General features: G+C 32.4%; 19 protein-coding genes and 2 other annotated features (1 of these 21 running past the window's edge). Of the genes, 17 read left to right on the top strand and 2 right to left on the bottom strand.

Annotated features, from left to right (window positions below; all coding sequences use genetic code 11):
• Positions 1 to 165 precede the first annotated feature (165 nt).
• From yihA to KA828_RS12425, 8 genes are all read left to right on the top strand, one after another.
• Positions 166 to 753, top strand: coding sequence for a ribosome biogenesis GTP-binding protein YihA/YsxC (yihA, locus tag KA828_RS12460; RefSeq protein ID WP_210126320.1), 588 nt, complete (start codon positions 166 to 168; stop codon positions 751 to 753).
• Between the two features lie 170 nt (positions 754 to 923).
• Entirely contained in the window at positions 924 to 2,270 is a 1,347-nt protein-coding gene (gene hemA, locus KA828_RS12455; protein WP_193839245.1) for a glutamyl-tRNA reductase, read from the top strand.
• A gap of 21 nt (positions 2,271 to 2,291) precedes the next feature.
• The gene (locus KA828_RS12450) at positions 2,292 to 3,104 is read left to right on the top strand and encodes a cytochrome C assembly family protein (RefSeq protein ID WP_075108319.1); all 813 of its coding nucleotides are present in this window, start codon (positions 2,292 to 2,294) and stop codon (positions 3,102 to 3,104) included.
• A gap of 31 nt (positions 3,105 to 3,135) precedes the next feature.
• Positions 3,136 to 4,068 (top strand): hydroxymethylbilane synthase, encoded by a 933-nt coding sequence (gene hemC / locus KA828_RS12445; protein WP_075108320.1) that lies wholly within the window; start codon positions 3,136 to 3,138, stop codon positions 4,066 to 4,068.
• A gap of 26 nt (positions 4,069 to 4,094) precedes the next feature.
• Positions 4,095 to 4,775: a uroporphyrinogen-III synthase gene (locus KA828_RS12440; protein WP_075108321.1), complete on the top strand. Its 681-nt coding sequence runs from the start codon at positions 4,095 to 4,097 to the stop codon at positions 4,773 to 4,775.
• Positions 4,765 to 5,739: a porphobilinogen synthase gene (gene hemB / locus KA828_RS12435; RefSeq protein ID WP_075108322.1), complete on the top strand. Its 975-nt coding sequence runs from the start codon at positions 4,765 to 4,767 to the stop codon at positions 5,737 to 5,739. Before KA828_RS12440 ends, hemB begins: the two co-directional genes overlap by 11 nt.
• A 24-nt stretch (positions 5,740 to 5,763) precedes the next feature.
• Positions 5,764 to 7,047 (top strand): glutamate-1-semialdehyde 2,1-aminomutase, encoded by a 1,284-nt coding sequence (gene hemL / locus KA828_RS12430; protein ID WP_210126319.1) that lies wholly within the window; start codon positions 5,764 to 5,766, stop codon positions 7,045 to 7,047.
• An 80-nt stretch (positions 7,048 to 7,127) separates the two neighbouring features.
• Positions 7,128 to 8,204 carry an AbrB family transcriptional regulator gene (locus tag KA828_RS12425; protein ID WP_210126318.1) on the top strand — a complete coding sequence of 359 codons (1,077 nt, stop codon included), beginning with the start codon at positions 7,128 to 7,130 and terminating at the stop codon, positions 8,202 to 8,204.
• A gap of 210 nt (positions 8,205 to 8,414) precedes the next feature.
• On the opposite strand, the gene KA828_RS12420 is transcribed toward KA828_RS12425, so the two are convergent.
• Positions 8,415 to 8,969: a DNA-3-methyladenine glycosylase I gene (locus KA828_RS12420; RefSeq protein ID WP_075108325.1), complete on the bottom strand. Its 555-nt coding sequence runs from the start codon at positions 8,967 to 8,969 to the stop codon at positions 8,415 to 8,417.
• Between the two features lie 56 nt (positions 8,970 to 9,025).
• Positions 9,026 to 9,244: a binding site (T-box leader), on the top strand.
• 44 nt (positions 9,245 to 9,288) lie between these two features.
• Here KA828_RS12420 and KA828_RS12415 point away from each other — a divergent pair.
• The 5 genes from KA828_RS12415 (at position 9,289) to KA828_RS12395 (ending at position 15,135) form a co-directional block, all read left to right on the top strand.
• Entirely contained in the window at positions 9,289 to 11,919 is a 2,631-nt protein-coding gene (locus tag KA828_RS12415; RefSeq protein ID WP_210126317.1) for a valine--tRNA ligase, read from the top strand.
• An 11-nt stretch (positions 11,920 to 11,930) separates the two neighbouring features.
• Positions 11,931 to 13,193: a bifunctional folylpolyglutamate synthase/dihydrofolate synthase gene (locus KA828_RS12410; RefSeq protein ID WP_053029583.1), complete on the top strand. Its 1,263-nt coding sequence runs from the start codon at positions 11,931 to 11,933 to the stop codon at positions 13,191 to 13,193.
• Positions 13,194 to 13,386: 193 nt separating this feature from the next.
• A complete protein-coding gene (locus KA828_RS13460; protein ID WP_481906433.1) occupies positions 13,387 to 14,082 on the top strand; it encodes a prepilin peptidase in 696 nt (231 codons plus the stop codon).
• A 15-nt stretch (positions 14,083 to 14,097) separates the two neighbouring features.
• Positions 14,098 to 14,775 carry a RadC family protein gene (gene radC, locus KA828_RS12400; RefSeq protein WP_193839251.1) on the top strand — a complete coding sequence of 226 codons (678 nt, stop codon included), beginning with the start codon at positions 14,098 to 14,100 and terminating at the stop codon, positions 14,773 to 14,775.
• A gap of 78 nt (positions 14,776 to 14,853) precedes the next feature.
• A complete protein-coding gene (locus KA828_RS12395) occupies positions 14,854 to 15,135 on the top strand; it encodes a hypothetical protein (RefSeq protein ID WP_210126315.1) in 282 nt (93 codons plus the stop codon).
• 56 nt (positions 15,136 to 15,191) lie between these two features.
• Here KA828_RS12395 and KA828_RS12390 read toward each other — a convergent pair whose 3' ends face one another.
• Positions 15,192 to 15,371: a hypothetical protein gene (locus KA828_RS12390; protein ID WP_053029580.1), complete on the bottom strand. Its 180-nt coding sequence runs from the start codon at positions 15,369 to 15,371 to the stop codon at positions 15,192 to 15,194.
• A gap of 168 nt (positions 15,372 to 15,539) precedes the next feature.
• Here KA828_RS12390 and KA828_RS12385 point away from each other — a divergent pair, with 168 nt between their 5' ends.
• From KA828_RS12385 to mreD, 4 genes are all read left to right on the top strand, one after another.
• Positions 15,540 to 16,016, top strand: a complete 477-nt coding sequence (locus KA828_RS12385) for a DUF4930 family protein (RefSeq protein ID WP_075108332.1) — start codon at positions 15,540 to 15,542, stop codon at positions 16,014 to 16,016.
• An 80-nt stretch (positions 16,017 to 16,096) separates the two neighbouring features.
• Positions 16,097 to 16,222 carry a hypothetical protein gene (locus KA828_RS13255; RefSeq protein ID WP_107629785.1) on the top strand — a complete coding sequence of 42 codons (126 nt, stop codon included), beginning with the start codon at positions 16,097 to 16,099 and terminating at the stop codon, positions 16,220 to 16,222.
• A 197-nt stretch (positions 16,223 to 16,419) separates the two neighbouring features.
• Positions 16,420 to 17,256 (top strand): rod shape-determining protein MreC, encoded by an 837-nt coding sequence (gene mreC, locus KA828_RS12380; RefSeq protein ID WP_210126314.1) that lies wholly within the window; start codon positions 16,420 to 16,422, stop codon positions 17,254 to 17,256.
• Positions 17,256 to 17,765 carry a rod shape-determining protein MreD gene (gene mreD / locus KA828_RS12375; RefSeq protein ID WP_210126313.1) on the top strand — a complete coding sequence of 170 codons (510 nt, stop codon included), beginning with the start codon at positions 17,256 to 17,258 and terminating at the stop codon, positions 17,763 to 17,765. Before mreC ends, mreD begins: the two co-directional genes overlap by 1 nt.
• A 46-nt stretch (positions 17,766 to 17,811) precedes the next feature.
• Positions 17,812 to 17,856, top strand: a sequence feature (ribosomal protein L21 leader region) (it continues 31 nt past the right edge of the window).

Raw genomic sequence — 17,856 nt, 5'->3', positions numbered from 1 at the left:
CCAGTGTTAAAGAAATTCAAAACAAATATAAATTGGAGTGGGACCTCGAATTCAATTTGAATTCCGTTCCACTCTTTTTTATTTTGAGTAATTGTTTGTTTAGAAATATCACAATATATATTATAATGAAACAGTTAAAATTAATTCTAAAAGAGAGGATAATCTATGAATATTAATCCTAATAATATTGATTTAATTATTAGTGCAGTTCAAGAAGCACAGTATCCAGAGTCAGGTTTATTTGAAGTAGCGTTAAGCGGACGTTCAAATGTCGGTAAATCCTCATTTATAAATAGTATGATAGGTAGAAAGAATATGGCACGTACGTCACAACAGCCAGGGAAAACACAAACATTAAATTTCTTTAATATTGATGATCAATTAATATTTGTTGATGTACCTGGATATGGATATGCAAAAGTAAGTAAATCTCAACGTGAGAAATTTGGTAAAATGATAGAAGAGTATCTGACTAAAAGAGAAAGTTTAAAGTTAGTTATTCAATTAGTTGACTTACGCCACAATCCTACGGAAGATGATGTTTTAATGTATAATTATTTAAAACATTTTGATATTCCTACTTTAGTCATCTGTACTAAAGAGGACAAGATTGCTAAAGGCAAAGTTCAAAAGCACATCAAAAATATCAAAGAAAAATTAGATTTAGATCCTGATGACACGATCATTAGTTACTCATCAATTCAAAATACTAAACAGCAACAAATATGGGATTTAATTGCTAATTATTTATAATCATTACAATCTAAACAAAGTTGAAACTTTTGTTTAGATTGTTTTATGTTTAAAGTGTCAAAATTTTGACTTTAAATTAGAATCTTTCTAATTTGTTTGAGCAATCAACTTAAAATCGTTAAATTATGTGTTATACTAACAGTATTGTTAGTATTTGGAGGGCGTTATAAATGCATTTTATTGCTTTAAGTATAAATCATCGCACTGCCGATGTAGCACTTAGAGAGCAAGTCGCTTTTAGAGATGATGCCTTACGATTAGCCCATGAAGATTTGTTCGAAACTAAATCTATTTTAGAGAACGTTATTCTATCTACATGTAATCGTACTGAAGTATATGCCATAGTTGATCAAATCCATACGGGTCGTTATTATATACAAAGATTTTTAGCGCGTTCATTTGGATTTGAAGTAGATGATATAAAACAAATGTCAGAAGTTAAAGTGGGGGACGAAGCAGTTGAACATTTACTGCGTGTCACTTCTGGCTTAGATTCTATTGTACTGGGTGAAACACAAATTCTTGGACAAATGAGAGACGCATTCTTTTTAGCTCAAGATCTTCAAACAACTGGTACAATGTTCAATCATTTATTTAAACAGGCTATTACATTCGCTAAAAAAGCGCATAATGAAACTGATATAGCAGATAATGCTGTTAGCGTTTCATATGCTGCGGTTGAATTAGCTAAAAAGGTATTTGGTAAACTAAAAGGTAAACAAGCTATCATCATAGGTGCAGGGGAAATGAGTGAGTTATCACTTTTAAATTTGTTAGGTTCAGGTATTGATGATATTACTGTTGTAAATCGAACTGAAACTAATGCGTATAAATTAGCAAACAAGCACGGCGTGAATTATAATACACTTGAGTCATTACCAACTCTATTGACTGATGCGGATATTGTTATCAGTTCAACAAGTTCACCAGACTTTATTGTTACAAAATCTATGATAGAAGATGTCAATCTTCAAAGAAAAGCTTCATCATTACTGTTAATTGATATTGCAGTTCCTAGAGATATTGAACCAGATGTTAACATTAGTGAGAATATATTCAGTTATGATGTGGATGACCTTAAAGGTTTAGTTGATGCAAATTTACGAGAACGTCAAATGGCTGCAGATTTTATAGCCAGTCAGATTCCTGATGAAGTACAGGCACATAACGATTGGGTGAATATGTTAGGTGTTGTACCTGTTATTAGAGCGTTACGTGAAAAAGCAATGACAATCCAATCAGAAACGATGGATAGTATCGACAGAAAGCTTCCTAATCTTACAGATAGAGAACGTACAATAATTTCGAAACACACTAAAAGTATTATCAATCAAATGTTGAAAGATCCAATAAAACAGGCCAAAGAATTGAGTAATGATAAGAGAAGTAATGAAAAATTAGAGCTATTTCAAAACATATTTGATATTGATGCTGAAGATCCTTACGAACATATTAAAGCGCGTAAAGCACAAAAAGAAAAAGAAATGTCTATCCGTCATATCTTTAGTTTTGAATAAGCATATTTATATGGTGATAATATGCAAGAGACCCTGTTTATTAGATTTCATGAAATAATATTAATTATATATTTAATTAGTATTCTCTGTTATTTTATTGACTTCGTTAAAAAGAGTCATAAAATTAGACAATTGGGAATTTATACATTAGGGATTGTTTGGATATTACAAACAATCTCTTTGTCTGTTTATATCACTTCACATAATAGAATTCCTTTAAGTTCGTTATTTGATGTATTTTTCTTTTTATCGTGGATAATCATATGTATTGCACTGATTTTAAATGTTGTTAAAGTATTAAGTTTTTCTGTGTTCTTTCTTAATGTAATAGGATTTATCTTATTAATGATGAATACGTTTCAACCTGAACATTATTCAACAAACGTGCAACGGGTTGCAGTCATTAATGAATTATTATTAGTGCACATTGGATTAGCAGTATTAAGTTATGCATTTTTTGCTTTAGCTTTTGTTAATTCGTTGCTTTATATTATTCAGTACCGAAATTTGAGAGAGAAGAATTTTGATCAAAAGTATTTTAGGATTGGTAGCGTAGCTACACTTGAAACCGTTGTGTTCTACTCATCTTTAGGTGGATTCATCATCTTGATTTTAAGTGTTATCCTAGGTGCTCAGTGGGGCGTGTATGCCATTGGTCATAGTATCTTTGCTGATCCTAAAGTAGTACTATCGTCAATTATTACCATTTTCTACGCTATTTATTTAATAAGTCGTATCAATCACTGGTTTAAAACAATTTATTTAATCTACTTTAACATTGTGTTATTTTGCTTATGTATGGTTAATTTATTTTTTACAACGCATTTCACTTAAATTTTTTAAATGTCATTAGGAGGCAACAAGTATGCGCAAATTAGTTGTAGGCTCACGTAGAAGTAAACTTGCTTTAACACAGAGCCAACAATTTATCGATAAGTTAAAAGAAGTGGATCCAACTCTAGAAATTGAAATTAAAGAGATTGTCACAAAAGGTGATCGCATTGTAAACAAACAACTATCTAAAGTTGGTGGAAAAGGGCTATTCGTCAAAGAGATTCAGCAAGAACTTTTTGACAAAGATATCGACATGGCGATTCACTCACTTAAAGATGTGCCAAGCATCATACCTGAAGGTTTAACCTTAGGTTGTATTCCAGATAGGGAAGTACCGTTTGATGCTTATATTTCAAAAAATCATGTTCCATTACATGAATTACCAGACGGTAGTATTATTGGAACAAGTTCATTAAGACGTGGTGCTCAAATTTTATCTAAATATCCTAATTTAAAAATAAAATGGATAAGAGGTAATATTGACACGCGCCTTCATAAACTTGAAACAGAAGATTATGATGCCATTATTTTAGCTGCTGCTGGATTGAGACGCATGGGTTGGTCAGATGACATCGTTACAACGTATTTAGATAAAGATGTTTTATTACCAGCTATCGGCCAGGGTGCATTAGGTATTGAATGTCGTAGTGATGATACCGAGTTATTAGAATTATTGCAGAAAGTCCATAATCAATCAGTAGCAGACTGTGTTACTGCTGAAAGAACATTCCTTTCGGCTATGGATGGAAGTTGCCAAGTACCTATTGGTGGTTATGCCACAAACAAAGAAAATGGGGAAATTGAATTTACTGGGCTCATTATGACGCCAGATGGCTCAGAAAGATATGAACATACAGAAGTTGGTAGCAATCCAATTGATTTAGGTGAAAAAGTCAGTCGTGTATTAAAAGAGCAAGGCGCTTATGACATCATAAAAAAATTAAACGAAGAACAATCGCATTAAACCAAATTATAGAGGTGCAATGAATTATGAAACCAGTTGTAGTTATGACGCAATCGAGTGAATTTAATAGTGATTTAGTTGACATAGTGCATAAGCCATTTATTGAAATTCAATCACTTGAATTTGACTCTCAAGTTTTGCATCATAATTATGACTGGATTATTTTTTCCTCTAAAAATGCAGTTCGATTATTTTATCAATATTTGAATCAAGTAGATGTTAACTATGTGGCAGTTATTGGCAAGAAAACAGCAGAGCTATGTGAAACGTTAAATATTAATGTGGACTTTGTTCCTGATGATTACTCTCAAGAAGGATTGTTAGAACAGTTTGAACAAGAAAATCAATCTATTTTAATACCAAGTAGTGCTATGGCGCGACCTAAACTTCAACAAACGTTAGCACAAACTAATAGTGTGACCAAAATCGATTTATATAAACCTATTGCGAATGATAGAAATATTAGTGAAGTGATTCAACAAGTCGAAAGTCATAAAATTGATGCTATAACGTTTTCAAGTTCTTCTGCTGTGAACGCATATATAAAGCATGATGTGCCGAAACAGTTTGATAACTATTTTGCAATAGGAAAGCAAACTGCGAACACATTACATCAACATGGTTTAAATTCATTGGTAGCAGATAAACAAACTTCAGAATCGCTTATAAATAAAATTATTGAAAGTTGGTATAATAATGAAATTTGATAGACATAGACGATTACGTTCATCAGAATCAATGCGTAATTTAGTTAGAGAAAATCATGTTAGAAAAGAAGATTTAATTTACCCAATATTTGTAGTTGAAAAAGATGATGTAAAAAGTGAAATAAAATCACTTCCTGGCGTTTATCAAATCAGTTTAAATTTGTTAGATGATGAAATTAATGAGGCATATGACTTAGGTATAAGAGCGATTATGTTCTTTGGTGTGCCGAATGCAAAAGATGATGTAGGTTCCGGTGCATATGATCATAATGGCATTATTCAAGAAGCGACTAGAAAAGCCAAAGCATTGCATCAAGATTTATTAATCGTTGCAGATACATGTTTATGTGAATATACAGACCACGGACATTGTGGTGTGATCGATGAGCATACGCATGATGTAGATAATGATAAATCCTTACCATTGCTTGTTAGAACGGCTATTTCACAAGTTGAAGCAGGTGCTGATATTATTGCACCAAGTAATATGATGGATGGTTTTGTCGCTGAAATTCGAAAAGGCTTGGATGACGCAGGTTATTATAATGTTCCAATTATGAGTTATGGCATTAAATACGCATCAAGCTTCTTTGGACCATTCAGAGATGCGGCAGACTCTGCACCGTCATTTGGAGATAGAAAAACATATCAAATGGATCCTGCAAATCGTTTAGAAGCATTCCGTGAACTTGAAAGTGACTTAAAAGAAGGCGCAGATATGATGATCGTAAAACCTGCGTTAAGTTACTTAGATATTGTTAGAGATGTTAAAAATAATACAAATATTCCTGTTATCGCTTATAACGTTAGTGGTGAATATGCGATGACGAAAGCTGCAGCTCAAAATGGTTGGATTGATGAAGAACGTGTTGTTATGGAACAAATGGTTTCTATGAAACGCGCTGGCGCAGATATGATTATTACTTACTTTGCTAAAGACATTTGTCGTTATTTAGATAAATAAAATAACTAGTAGGAGGACTTTGATATGGGTTACGAGAAATCGATAGAGGCAATGCAAGTTGCTGAAAATCTAATGCCAGGTGGTGTTAATAGCCCTGTAAGAGCATTTAAATCTGTAGATACACCAGCAATTTTTATGGATCATGCTAAAGGATCAAGAATTTATGATATTGATGGCAATGAATATATTGATTATGTATTAAGTTGGGGGCCATTAATTCTAGGACATAAGAATGAACAAGTCATTAAAAAACTTCATGAAGCTGTAGATAGAGGCACAAGTTTTGGTGCATCTACTTTAGAGGAAAATAAACTTGCTGAATTAGTTATCGAACGTGTGCCATCAATTGAAAAGGTACGTATGGTTTCGTCTGGAACTGAAGCAACATTAGCAGCTTTACGATTGGCTCGTGGTTATACAGGACGTAATAAAATCGTTAAATTTGAAGGATGTTATCACGGCCATAGTGATTCATTATTAATTAAAGCGGGTTCTGGTGTTGCAACACTTGGCTTACCTGATTCACCTGGTGTACCTGAAGGCACTGCTAAAAATACAATCACCGTTCCTTATAATGATCTTGATGCAATTAAAGTTGCATTTGAGAATTACGGGGATGATATAGCTGGTATTATTGTAGAGCCTGTTGCAGGTAATATGGGTGTTGTTCCACCTAAAGATGGATTTTTACAAGGATTACGTGATATTACAAATGATTATGGTGCACTTCTTATTTTTGATGAGGTTATGACAGGTTTCCGAGTAGGATACAATTGTGCACAAGGTTACTTTGGTATTACTCCAGATCTTACTTGCTTAGGTAAAGTTATCGGTGGCGGACTACCAGTAGGTGCTTTTGGTGGTAAAAAAGAAATAATGGATAAAATTGCGCCAGTAGGTAATATTTATCAAGCAGGAACACTTTCAGGTAACCCGTTAGCGATGACAAGTGGTTATGAAACATTAAGTCAATTAACACCTGAGTCATATGACTATTTCCAAGAATTAGGTGATATGTTAGAAGAGGGACTTAAAAAAGTCTTCAGTAAACATAACGTCCCAATCACTATAAATAGAGCTGGTTCTATGATTGGATACTTCCTAAATGAAGGACCTGTTACTAATTTTGAAGAAGCAAATAAAAGTGATTTAGAACGATTTAGTCAAATGTATCGTGAAATGGCAAAAGAAGGGGTATTCTTACCACCATCTCAATTTGAAGGTACTTTTTTATCTACAGCACATAGTAAAGAAGACATTGAAAAAACCATCCAAGCATTTGATACTGCTCTAAGTCGTATTGTATAATGTTATGAAATAGAATGAGGTTAGGACTTTCAACTCGATGATGTCTTAACCTCATTTTTAATGAAAGAAGTGGATGCATAATGAAAAAAATATGGATCAATAACTTTATTCTTTTAGTGACAGCAATTGTAATAAGCTTGATACTGCATGTTGCACACGTTCTTTTACCATTTATGTTTGGTCCTATTATTGCATCAATAATTGTCATTAAAGTATTTAAATTAGAGGTTAAATGGCCTTTTTGGTTCAGTCAGATTGGTCTTATTTTATTAGGTGTTCAAATCGGATCGACATTCACAACTGAAGTGCTTCATGATATCAATGATGATTGGCTGACAATTATTATTGTTACACTATTACTCATCATTTTATCGCTACTGATAGCATTCTTTTTTAAGAAAATAGCGAATGTTAACACTGAAACGGCGATATTAAGTGTTATACCCGGTGCATTAAGTCAAATGTTGATCATGGCTGAGGAAAATAAAAATGCAAATATACTCGTGGTGAGTTTAACGCAAACGTCTCGAGTCATTTTTGTAGTGATATTAATACCAATGATTTCATATTTCTTTAGTAGTCATGGTGATAATGGCGTAACGCCTCTGAAAGCACCACCATTAACAGAAGTACTTAACTTATCGCAAGTAATATTACTCGTGTGTTGTATTGCCATTGTTTATAGTTTTATGGCAAAAATTAATTTTCCTACTAAACAATTATTAGCGCCTATATTAGTTTTGGTTATTTGGAATTTGACGACACAACACATATTTACATTGGATAACTATATCCTTGCTTCTGCACAAGTGATATATATGATAAGAATCGGACTACAGATTGCCAATTTACTCTCAGATTTAAAAGGTCGTATTGCCATAGCTATAATTTATCAAAATGTCTTTTTAATCATTGGATCATTTATCATGGTATACGTTGTGCATCTGTTTACAAATAATAATATTAATGAATTATTTTTAGGTGGGGCGCCGGGAGGTATGAGTCAAATTGTTCTAGTCGCAATGGCAACTGGGGCAGATGTGGCAATGATTTCCAGTTTCCATATATTTAGAATCTTTTTTATTTTATTTGTAGTAGCACCTATCATTGGCTTTTTCTTACGTGGTGGTATATCGAAATTTCTGAAAAAAAGATGAGGTTGGGGCAAAATAGTTAGATAATACTACTTGGTAAATTTACAGTAGCCGATTGAACTAAGTAGATGCTTAAATCAAACGTTTAACAAACCTAGTTATCCTTGCTAGCCGGGTCCTAGCTAAGTGAATGTCATCATAAAAAGCTACAAGCTAAGCAAGCTGGGGTGGGACAACAAATATATTTTATTTCTGTGCCACCCCATATTAATTTTATGAAGGTTTAGATGGGCATCCTTTTAAATGAGCGTCATATAACCCAGCCGCTTCTAAAAATGAAAATACGGTTACTGGACCAAGAAACTTAAAGCCATATTTTTTTAAGTCTTTAGACAATTGCTTAGCACGATCATCTACGGTTAATCTTTCCGAAGCATTTGTGTAGTTTAAATCAATGGGTTTGTGATTTACATAAGACCATAAAAAGTGGCTAAAGCTACCATAGTCTTTTTCTATTTCGAAATAGCCCTTGGCTTGTGACACAATGGCTTCTAACTTTTTACGATTATGAACAATATTTGGAAATTCCATTAATGCATCAATATCACTTGGTGTCATTTGTGCAATTTTGCTTGGTTCGAAGTTGTAAAATGCTTCTTCATATGAGTGCTTCTTTTTTAATATAGTGAGCCATGATAGCCCAGCGTGTTGAGATTCTAGAGCTAAAAGTTTAAACAATGCTTTACTATCATACATAGGTTGTCCCCAGACATTGTCATGATAATCTAAGTAAGTCGGGTCTGTTGTGCTAAATGCACATTCATTCATAAATATACCTCCAAGAGATTGACTTATCACGATTTCCATTATACTATAATTAAGTAATGAAATATATTATTGGGAAGAGTAAGTTTGAATGATAGCACAGAGAGCATATGGTCGGTGTAAATATGTATAACATTCAATCTGAAGGTAGCCCACTTGAACTTTTATTGAACAATTAATAAGTAGATAAAAGCGTGTTTGAGCGTTAATCAAATTAAGTGCAAGTATATGGATATATGCTTGAATTTAGGTGGTACCACGGAACATCCGTCCTATGTTATTTAGGAGGATGTTTTTTTAATTATTAGGAGGTTTTTAATCGATGAACATGGAGCCTAAGTATAATCCACGCGTAGTTGAGGCTGGGCGTTATGAAGAATGGGTAAAGAATGGTTATTTCAAACCCTCAGAAGACAAATCAAAAGAAACATATACAATTGTAATTCCACCACCCAATGTAACAGGTAAATTACATCTTGGACATGCATGGGATACAACGTTACAAGATATCATTACGCGAATGAAACGTATGCAAGGTTATGACACTTTATATTTACCTGGTATGGACCATGCTGGTATTGCTACTCAAGCTAAGGTAGATGCTAAATTAAAAGAACAAGGCATTTCTCGTCATGATATTGGGCGTGAGAAGTTCTTAGAACATGCTTGGTCATGGAAAGAGGAATACGCATCATTTATTCGCCAACAATGGGCTAAATTAGGTTTAGGACTTGATTATAGTCGAGAACGATTTACTTTGGATGACGGATTAAGTAAAGCAGTGAGAAAAGTCTTTGTTGACTTATACAATAAAGGTATCATCTATCGTGGAGAACGTATTATTAACTGGGATCCCGAAGCTCGAACTGCACTATCAGATATTGAAGTCATTCATGAAGACGTTGAAGGTCATTTTTATCATTTTAAATATCCTTATGCTGATGGTGAAGGGTATATTGAAATCGCAACAACAAGACCTGAAACAATGTTAGGAGATACTGCTATAGTAGTAAATCCAAATGATGACCGCTATAAAGATGTAATTGGAAAGACAGTTATATTACCTATTGTTGGTCGTGAATTACCAATATTAGCTGATGAATATGTTGATATTGATTTTGGTAGTGGGGCAATGAAAGTTACACCTGCACACGATCCAAATGACTTTGAAATTGGGCAACGACATGATTTAGAAAATATTATAGTCATGGATGAAAATGGTAAAATGAACGAAAAAGCTGGTAAATATGCTGGTTTAGATCGCTTCGAATGCCGTAAACAGTTAGTTGAAGACTTAAAAGCGCAAGATTTAGTTATTAAAATTGAAGCGCACGTTCACTCAGTTGGGCATTCTGAACGTTCTGGTGCTATTGTTGAGCCGTACTTATCTACGCAATGGTTTGTAAAAATGAAACCACTAGCACAACGTTCACTTGATAATCAAAAAACGGATGATCGCATTGATTTTTATCCACCACGTTTTGAGAATACTTTCAATCGCTGGATGGAAGAAATTAGAGACTGGACGATTTCTAGACAATTATGGTGGGGACACCAAATTCCTGCATGGTATCATAAAGAAACAGGAGATATTTATGTTGGAGAAGAAGCACCTAAAGACATTGATAATTGGGAACAAGATGAAGATGTATTAGATACTTGGTTCTCAAGTGCGTTATGGCCGTTCTCTACTTTAGGTTGGCCAAACATCGATGCCGACGATTACAAACGCTACTATCCTACGAATGCGTTAGTAACGGGTTATGACATTATCTTTTTCTGGGTTGCGAGAATGATATTCCAAGGTCTGGAATTTACAGATAGAAGACCATTCAATGATGTTTTACTTCATGGATTAGTTCGAGCTGAAGATGGTCGAAAAATGAGTAAGTCTTTAGGTAATGGTGTAGACCCTATGGATGTTATTGAAGAATATGGGGCAGACAGTCTCAGATATTTCTTAGCAACAGGATCATCACCTGGTCATGATTTACGTTACTCTACTGAAAAAGTAGAATCCGTTTGGAATTTCATTAATAAAATTTGGAATGGTGCACGTTTCAGTTTAATGAATATTGGAGAAGAATTTAAATTCGAAGATATCGACTTAAGTGGTAATTTATCCCTTGCAGATAAATGGATACTAACTCGCTTAAACGAAACAATAGAAACAGTTACAAACTTAAGCGAGAAATATGAATTTGGTGAAGTTGGTCGAGCATTATATAACTTCATTTGGGATGAATTCTGTGATTGGTACATTGAAATGAGTAAAATCCCAATGAATGGTGATGATGAGGTACAAAAACAAACAACACGTTCTGTTTTAAGTTACACACTTGATCAAACAATGAGAATGTTACATCCATTCATGCCATTTGTCACTGAGAAGATATGGCAAAGTCTTCCGCATGAAGGAGAAACAATTGTAAAAGCATCATGGCCAACTGTTAAAGAAGAATATATCTTTGAAGATAGTAAACAAACGATGCAACAATTAGTTGAAATCATCAAATCTGTAAGACAATCACGTGTTGAAGTGAATACACCACTTTCAAAAGCTATTCCTATTTTCATTCAAGCCAAAGATGAAAATATTAAAGCAACACTTATTGAAAATGCAGATTATATTCATAAATTCTGTAATCCAAGTGAATTAACGATAGATACACATATTGATATACCAGAAAAAGCGATGACTGCAGTAGTAGTTGCTGGTAAAGTTGTATTGCCTTTAGAAGGTTTAATCGATATGGATAAAGAAATTGCACGCTTAGAAAAAGAATTAGATAAATTACAAAAAGAACTAGATCGTGTTGATAAAAAATTATCTAATGAAAATTTTGTTAATAAAGCGCCAGAAAAAATCATCAACGAAGAAAAAGAAAAACAACAACGTTATCAAGAAAAATATGATGGTGTGAAAAACAGAATTGAACAATTAAAAGCATAGGAGAATCGCCAATGAATTACCTAGAGAGTTTGTATTGGATACATGAGAGAACTAAATTTGGTATCAAACCCGGTGTAAAACGTATGGAATGGATGCTAGATCGTTTGAATAATCCTCAATTAAATATCAGAGGCATACATGTTGGTGGTACAAATGGTAAAGGCTCAACTGTCGCTTATATAAGAGCCGCTTTAGTTGAAAATGGTTATGAAGTAGGAACGTTCACTTCTCCATTTATTGAAACGTTCAACGAAAGAATCAGTTTAAATGGACTTCCAATTACAAATGATGAAATTGTTGAATTAGTTGAAATAGTTAAACCAATTAGTGAAGCTTTAGAACAAGAAACAGAATTAGGTGGCGCTACTGAATTTGAAATCATCACAACGATGATGTTCGTTTACTTTGGTCAAATCCATCCAGTTGATTTCGTTGTTGTTGAAGCGGGATTAGGTATAAAAAATGATTCCACTAATGTGTTTAATCCAATTCTCTCAGTACTTACAAGTATAGGATTAGATCATACAGATATATTAGGCAACACATATTTAGATATTGCAAAAGATAAAGGTGCAATTATCAAACCGAATACACCTGTCATTTATGCTGTTAAGAATGAGGAAGCACTTAAATATATTCGTGATCTTGCAGAGAGTACTGAAGCAAAACCTATTGAACTTGATCGTGAAATCGTTGTGGTTTCACAAGATGATGAATTTACTTACCGATATAAAGATTATGAGCTCGAAACAATTATTCTAAATATGCTTGGAGAACATCAAAAAGAAAATGCATCTCTCGCCATTACTGCACTGATAGAACTTTACGAGCAAGATGTTATCACTTTGGATTTTAATAAGATGATTGATGCAATTGAGAGTGTTACATGGACTGGTCGCATTGAACAAGTCAAAGAGAATCCATTAATGATTATCGATGGTGCGCATAATAATGAAAGTATTGAAGCACTAATTGATACTATCAAAAATTATTATGACAATGAAAAAATGGATATTCTTTTCTCAGCCATAAAAGGTAAACCGGTTCACGGTATGCTTAATAAACTTGAAGAAATATCAAATCACTTATATTTCACTGAATTTGATTTCCCTAAAGCACTAACTAAAGAGGAATTGTCCGAACAAGTAAATCTAGAAAATATTGAATTCATCGATGACTATGTGTCGTTCATAAAGAATTACGATGGTGACGGGCTATTAATTACCGGTAGTTTGTATTTTATAAGTGAAGTAAAAAGTAATACTGAGTTTTAAATTTAAAGTAGTTTATTCCCAAGTTGTCTAGGTAACTAAAAAATACCTAGTTGACTTGGGAATTTTAGTTATAACGAAAATTTAAAAAACCGCTTCAATTACTCCCTATTTTTTAGATACTATATATTATTTATAATATAAATTACACAACTTATTTACTTTTAAAGGGGAAACGTTATACTTATTATAGGTGATGCTAGTGCTAATAACATCTTTTGTTTGTAGTGTTCTCTTTAGTTTTTTATATCAACTGACAAATATGACGCAATTGAAATTCAATTATCTAACAATGCGTTCTAAATGTGATTATTGTGACTCGAAATTACAATGGTTTGTTCTAATACCTATACTTAGCTTTTTTATTTTAAGAGGGAACACCGCTTGTTGTCACAATAAGTTAAAACGTCATTATATTATAGGAGAATGCTTATCGTTTATACTGATTCCGATAATTATTTATTTCGACATCCAAGTGCATTTATCCCTTTTCATTACCACGTATTTATTTTTACTGACCATGGCACTATATGATATAGAAACATTATCCATTAATGTATTTATGTTAATTCTCTTCGCGATAGTGTGTACGGCACACTCAATATTTTATTTTTCCACATTTATTATTTTTTTCTTCATATTACATGTATTTTATTTTTTATCCCCTAAACACATAGGCTACGGTGATATACTACTTTTAACCATTTTATCCTGCTTTTTCCCTTATCACTTTTACGTAATATTTTTACTCTTTACACTTTTTATTGCTATTATCGTTTCTTCAGTTTTACTCATTACGAAACAGCAAACGTATATTCCATTTGTACCATTTATGTTTATTGGATTTATATTTGCAAGCTGTTTACATCAGTACACACTAATGTATTTATAGAAAGGTTGATAATTATTGAGAATTAAAAGTATGGCAAAGTCTGAATTACCTAGAGAGCGACTCATACATAATGGAGAGAAAAGCTTATCTAATAGTGAGTTGTTGGCAATTCTTATTAATACAGGAAGGCAAGGGTTTTCAAGTATAGATATTGCCAATGAATTAATCATACGTTTTGATGGTTTAAAAGCGCTCAAACATTTATCAATAAATGACTTTACAAAAATTAAAGGAATAGGATTATATAAAGCAGTCATTCTTAAAGCCGCTTTTGAACTAGGTGAGAGAATGTATGCTAGAGACCTTAGTGAAAAGATTAAAATAACATCTCCAAGTGACGTTGCAGATATTATGATGTCAAAGATGAAAGATTTGACTCAAGAACATTTTGTTGTACTCTTATTAAATTCTAAAAATATTGTTATTAAAGAAGAAACAATTTATAAAGGAACATTGAATTCATCAGTTATTCATCCACGAGAAGTCTTTAAAGCAGCTATTAGAGCATCTAGTAATGCCATTATCGTATTACATAACCATCCTTCTGGCGATGTCACACCTTCTAAAGAAGACATAGCAACTACTATAAGATTAAAAGATTGCGGTGAATTATTAGGGATTCAAGTCCTTGATCATATTATTATTGGAGATCAGAAATATGCAAGTTTAGTGGAAGAAGGTTATTTTGAATAAGTCAATTTAAAGAATGATTTGTTTTAATGATTAATCATCTTGTATAATTGTGTTTGAAAAATTTTATAGAGGTGCTTTATGACATTATTTTTAATCATTGGGATTTTGATACCAGTTATATATGTATTAAGACTTACAATTAAAGAATACACCATTGGACTTAAAGAAATGCTTGTTACAGTTGTTCTTTCAATGATAGGCATTGCGATATTTACCGTGCTAGGCGTGTTGATTAGTGGCCAAGATGTAAATATTGCTACATTAATTTTAGCTTCGTTAATTACAGGGGCTATATGGGGGATATTACTATCTAGCATTTATAAATTATTTAACTATCTAAGACATACATTTCGTAAATAAAAACTAGCCATTGCAATATCAATATGATAAGTGATAATGCATAGCTAGTTTCCAATTTATTGAATATAGGCGGATAATACTTGGAAATTTTCCATAATCCAAAGTATACCTTGATATCCTAAATATAATCCTAATAGTATTAAGGCTGCAGATATTACAAATCTAAGAATTGCAAAACCAACCCTAAATAGCAATATCACAAGTAATGCAATTAAAATGATACTCACAATACTCATTATCAACACTCCTCATGAATATCCATAAACAATAATATAGTTATATTATAAAACATTCTTGATTAATTTGGTATCATACTTTAGTGCATACCATTTTCATGCTTAAGACTGATGATGTTGTGACAACGGTCATTTATAATAATATGGAATACTATTGGAGGGTATTTAATGCGATTTTTACTTAGTATTATTAAAAATATCATTGCAGTCATAGCTATTATTTGTATTATATATTTTGCATTAAAATACGCACCATTTTTAAGAGATCAAGATTGGAATCCAATTAATCATCCTATTAATAATGAGCAAGTCAGTAACGCACCAAATAATTTGAATCGTCCACAAAATATTCCGGCTAATGGTAAGCATTATGAAATCCAAGATAATGATATTTTACAAAATATACCAGCAAGTCAAACTAGAAATGTATTTAAATATTTGGATAAAAAAGAGTTCATGGCAGTTTCTGGTCTAGGTAGAATGGGATATAATGACAATTATTTAGCAGGTCAACGCGATGATGAATTCATTATTTATAAATTTGGTAGTGATCATATTAAAGTGTATCGAACTGAAATAGAAATGGAACAAGATTTAAATGCGCTCGGTCAATATATTGAATTAAGACCTTATGATGCATATTAATTAAGTTTTCATAATTGAACTCGCTTATTTTCTGCGTTATGGTTATGTTATAAACTAAATTTCGAAGGTTGGTGTGATGAATGTCTGAACAATCTAAAGAAAAACAAGCAAATGAACAAGCTAAAGCGCAAAATCTTTTCGCGAAATGGAGAAAAGATGAAAAACTTTATAGTGATGATGATAAAAAAGATAAAGACAAAAAGTAAAATTAATTTCAAAATGAGTTTGATGATTAAGATTAGATAATATAGGCTATGTAACACGTTTCGCATTAGTCTAGTTATCTAATCTCTTTTTTATTTTAAGATGATAATATAGAATAAACTTAGTGCTTTATTTAAGACTCCGAGTAATATAAAATAATATAGGATGATTAAAATTAGAATTTATAGAGGTGTTATGAGTGCAAAAGTTTTTCAAAAATAACAAATTAATTGTTGTTTTTTGTGCGGTTATTATTTTTATTGCACTGATTGGTTTGTCATTAAGATCTCAGACGCAATCACCTCCTGAACAATATGTGGGGGATTCCGTTTCTCTTGGACAAAGAGTCGTGAGTTATCCTGTCAATTTTGTTACTGGAGCGATTAATAATCTTTTTAGCTCAAATAAAACAACTGATAATAATAAAGTGAAACAACTAGAGGCTAAAAATGAAAAGCTAGAAGCGGAAAATAAAGATTTAAAAAAAGAATTAGATATGACTGACATTTCTAAATATGATCCTATTTCTGGTGCAGTAATCGCTAGAAATGCAGATCAGTGGATGAATACAGTTATTATCGATAAAGGTAAAAAAGATGGTGTTCAATCTAATATGGCTGTTATGACCGCTGAAGGTTTAGTTGGAAGGGTAACGAAAGTCAACCAATTTTCAGCTCAAGTAGACTTATTATCAACGAATACAAGAACAGGTAAATTGTCTGTTAATATTCAACATGATTCTAAAAATGTGTTTGGCTTAATCGACCATTACGATAAAAAGAATCAGGAACTTGTGATTGGAAACATTAATAATAAAGATAAGATTTCAAAAGGCGATAAAGTTGTTACAAGCGGATTAGCCGATCAATTGCCAAGTGATTTATACATAGGTGAAGTTACCAAAGTTGAGAATGATGAGTATGGATTAGCAAAAGAAGTGAGAGTTAAGACGGGTGCCAATTTATCAGATATTAGCCACGTTTATATTGCCAAAAAAGATCCTGACAATGGTACGGATGAAAGCAGGGACAATTGATGAGAGTATTGTGGTACTTAATTGTTGGCGTTGTGTTGTTTTACATCGACAGCATCATTGGACTTGTGATACCGATGCATTTTGGTCATTTTGAGTTTAATCTTATCCCACACTTAATGTTATTATATATTTTGTTGTTAACAATTTATCGTGGCTTCGGTATAGGATTAATCTTTGCAGTATTATTTGGAATTGTAACGGATGTTTATACCGGTAGTGTATATGGTTTATATATGTTTGGTTACTTAGCACTCGTGGTTATTTTCGATAAATTCCTTAACGTTTTTTATCGAGATTATACTATGGTTTTTGCACTAAGTATCGCAAGTATCATTGTGCTTGAGATTTATATAGCAATGATATATGGTGTGATTGGGTTCGCAAATATTGATATCATTAATCTTATTTTATTGAGATTAATACCAACAGTCATAATGAATATCTTATTGTTAATGATTCTATTTCCTATATTTATGAAATTAATGAAAAAAACACAAAATCAAGATTGACACATAGATGTAGTAATGGTAAGATGCAGTAGTTGAGTAGTTTTATAGCTACATACAACCGCTCAAATATAGGTTTAAGAACATTTCGATG

The sequence above is a fragment of the Staphylococcus sp. GDY8P85P genome (assembly GCF_017892405.1).
In the GTDB taxonomy this organism is placed as follows: domain Bacteria; phylum Bacillota; class Bacilli; order Staphylococcales; family Staphylococcaceae; genus Staphylococcus; species Staphylococcus borealis.
Note: the sequence above shows the minus strand (reverse complement) of the source record. Positions and strands in the feature narration are given on the sequence as shown.